This window comes from Ornithinimicrobium cerasi (genome assembly GCF_003702705.1).
Classification (GTDB): domain Bacteria; phylum Actinomycetota; class Actinomycetes; order Actinomycetales; family Dermatophilaceae; genus Ornithinicoccus; species Ornithinicoccus cerasi.
Window position 1 is genome coordinate 1 of the sequence record NZ_QZMN01000032.1, and the last position, 2463, is coordinate 2463.

A 2463-nucleotide genomic window follows, 5' to 3' on the forward strand; every position below is an offset into this window, starting at 1 on the left:
GTCCGGACAGATGGGCGGCTTCCGCTTCGACGTGGTCGGATCGCCACTCAGGAGTTGATCTGACAGCGGCAAAGTCGGACGAGCGTAGCCGTCCTCCACGCGGCAGGAGCGGATGGGAGGCTTCGGGCATGGATGTGCCAGAACCGGTTGTCTTGACCGTCGATGGTGAAATCTTCCGCGCTCAAGCCGACACCCAGCAGCCAGGAGCGTGGCACGTGGCCTGGGTCAGCGGCCCCAACGCGGGATACGGATTCACGACGCGGTGTTCCGATCATCAGTGGGAGTCGCGTGAAAAGTTGGAGGGGGCCGTCCGGTCGTTCCTCGCCGAAATCGACCCCACCACCGGGTACCTGAGCGACTAGGACCGACGGATCCGGCAGAGTGCGGATTCAGGGCAGCCGCTAAGGTCGCGTCATGAAGCCGTCCCCGGGGGAAGTCGCGTCACAAGTCACCGCCATCGTGGAGTCGCAGTGGCCCCGACACCTCGAGGATGGTCTGCCCTGGCTGCAGTCGTTGGGCATCGAAACCGACACAGCGGAGGAGACCCCACGCCGGGGCACCGACCGCTCCTGGCACATGGCGGCGATGCCCGCCTGGGGAGCGGCCCGTGCAGGGTGGGGCACCTACCGAGACGAGTTCGCCGACATCTTTTGGTTCCTGTGGGACGGCGACAGCTCCGCTGATGTCCTACGCGCGGCCGACGACCTAGCTCGCGCCCTGACGGACGTCCATGGCGATCCTCGCGAAGTCACCGAAGCAACCCAGTACAGCGGAGGCTCCTGGTGGTGGCTGCTGGAGCAGACCAGCATCGAGATGTACGCCTACAGCGGCGCAGCCAACCCAGATGGCTACCCGACCGGGTCCCCCTGCGTGCAGCTACAAATCGACCTCCGCGCAGTCGCTGAGCCGCGAGAGGCGGAAGCCCGCCGCACCCATGGTTAACCGACCACCAGTTTCCTTCGGCCAGCGTCGAGACAAGATTTCCACGCCGCGTGACGCTACAAGATGCGCGACTGGCGGCCATGTCGGATGCGCCGCAGGCTTGAATCCTCAGGCGCAGGGTCTGTCCGATGAACGGTGTTTCTGGCGTTCATCTCAGAGGTTCTCCGCGGCCGGCATGCGGTCGGCGAAGGTGACGGCGAAAGCGTTGAGCGCGGGCTTCCACCGCATGGTCCATCGTGCCTGCCCCGTGCCCTTGGGGTCCAGCCCGCGGGTCACCAGGTAGAGGCACTTCAGGGCGGCCTGCTCGGTCGGGAAGTGCCCGCGCACGGTGACCGCCCGCCGGTACCTCGCGTGCAGGGACTCGATGGCGTTCGTGGAGAAGAGCACGCGGCGGATCTCCACGTCGTAGGCCAGGAACGGGATGAACTCCTCCCACGCCGCTCGCCACATCTTGGGTATCGCGGGGTAGGGCTTGCCCCATTTCTCCTCCAGCTCCTCGAACGCCGCCCACGCTGCCTCGACCGAGGGTGCGGTGTAGATGCGGCGCAGGTCCTTGGCCAGCTGGTCCCAGTACTTCCTGCTCGCGTAGCGCAGCGTCGCCCGGATGAGGTGGATCACGCAGGCCTGCACGATCGTCACCGGGAAGACCGCGTTCACGCTGTCGGGCAGGCCCTTGAGGCCGTCGCAGACGATGAAGAACACGTCGGCCACGCCGCGGTTCTTCAGGTCCGCCAGCACGTCCGTCCAGAACTTCGCGGACTCACCGCCGCCCTGCCCGGCCCACAGCCCAAGGACGTCCCGCCGGCCGTTCAGGTCGACACCGATCGCGGCGTAGAAGGGCTGGTTGCCGACCTGGCCGTCGCGGACCTTGACGTAGATCGCGTCGATGAAGATCGCCGCGTACACCGGTTGCAGCGGACGGGAGGACCAGGCGGCCATCTCCTCCAGCACCTTGTCCGTGATCCTCGAGACCGTGTCCTTGCTGATACTGGCGCCGTACACCTCGTGAAAGTGCGCGCTGATCTCACCGGTCGTCAGGCCTTTCGCGAACAGGCTGATCGCGACCGCGTCCACGTCCGAAAGCCGCCGTTGGCGCTTCTTCACGATGACCGGCTCGAACGTGCCGGCCCGGTCCCGCGGGACCGCGATCGTCACCTCCCCGGCGGCGTCGGTAAGGACCGTCTTGGGGCGGGTGCCGTTGCGGATGTTGCCGTTCCCGGCGGTGGGCACCTGGTGCTTCTCGTGGCCGAGGTGCTCGGTCAGCTCCTCCTCCAGGGCGGTCTGCAGGACGGTGGCGGTGATCGACTTGAGCAGCCCGTCCGGGCCGGTCAGGTCCTCACCGCGGGCCCGGGCGGCCTTGACCAGCTCCCGGACCGCCGCCTGTTCTGCCTCGCTGCGCGAGGTCGTCTTCTTCACCTTCTTGGGCATCGAGCTCATGCTCGAGATCTTCTCGGTCATCTCATGACCTTCCCCGCCAGCTGAGCCGGCGCGTCAGGCCAGAAACACCGTTTAGCGGACAGT

At 66.7% G+C, this 2463-nt stretch carries 2 protein-coding genes; one reads left to right on the forward strand and one right to left on the reverse strand.

Going from position 1 to position 2463, the window contains the following annotated elements:
* Positions 1-414 precede the first annotated feature (414 nt).
* Positions 415-942 carry a hypothetical protein gene (locus tag D4B81_RS17400; protein ID WP_122263935.1) on the forward strand — a complete coding sequence of 176 codons (528 nt, stop codon included), beginning with the start codon at positions 415-417 and terminating at the stop codon, positions 940-942.
* A gap of 153 nt (positions 943-1095) precedes the next feature.
* Here D4B81_RS17400 and D4B81_RS17405 read toward each other — a convergent pair whose 3' ends face one another.
* A complete protein-coding gene (locus tag D4B81_RS17405; protein WP_237566088.1) occupies positions 1096-2370 on the reverse strand; it encodes an IS256 family transposase in 1275 nt (424 codons plus the stop codon).
* Between the last annotated feature and the right edge of the window lie 93 nt (positions 2371-2463).

Coding starts and splice junctions, on each gene's coding strand:
- D4B81_RS17400 (WP_122263935.1), top strand. CDS start 415: ATGAAGCCGTCCCCGGGGGAAGTCGCGTCACAAGTCACCGCCATCGTG.
- D4B81_RS17405 (WP_237566088.1), bottom strand. CDS start 2,370: ATGCCCAAGAAGGTGAAGAAGACGACCTCGCGCAGCGAGGCAGAACAG.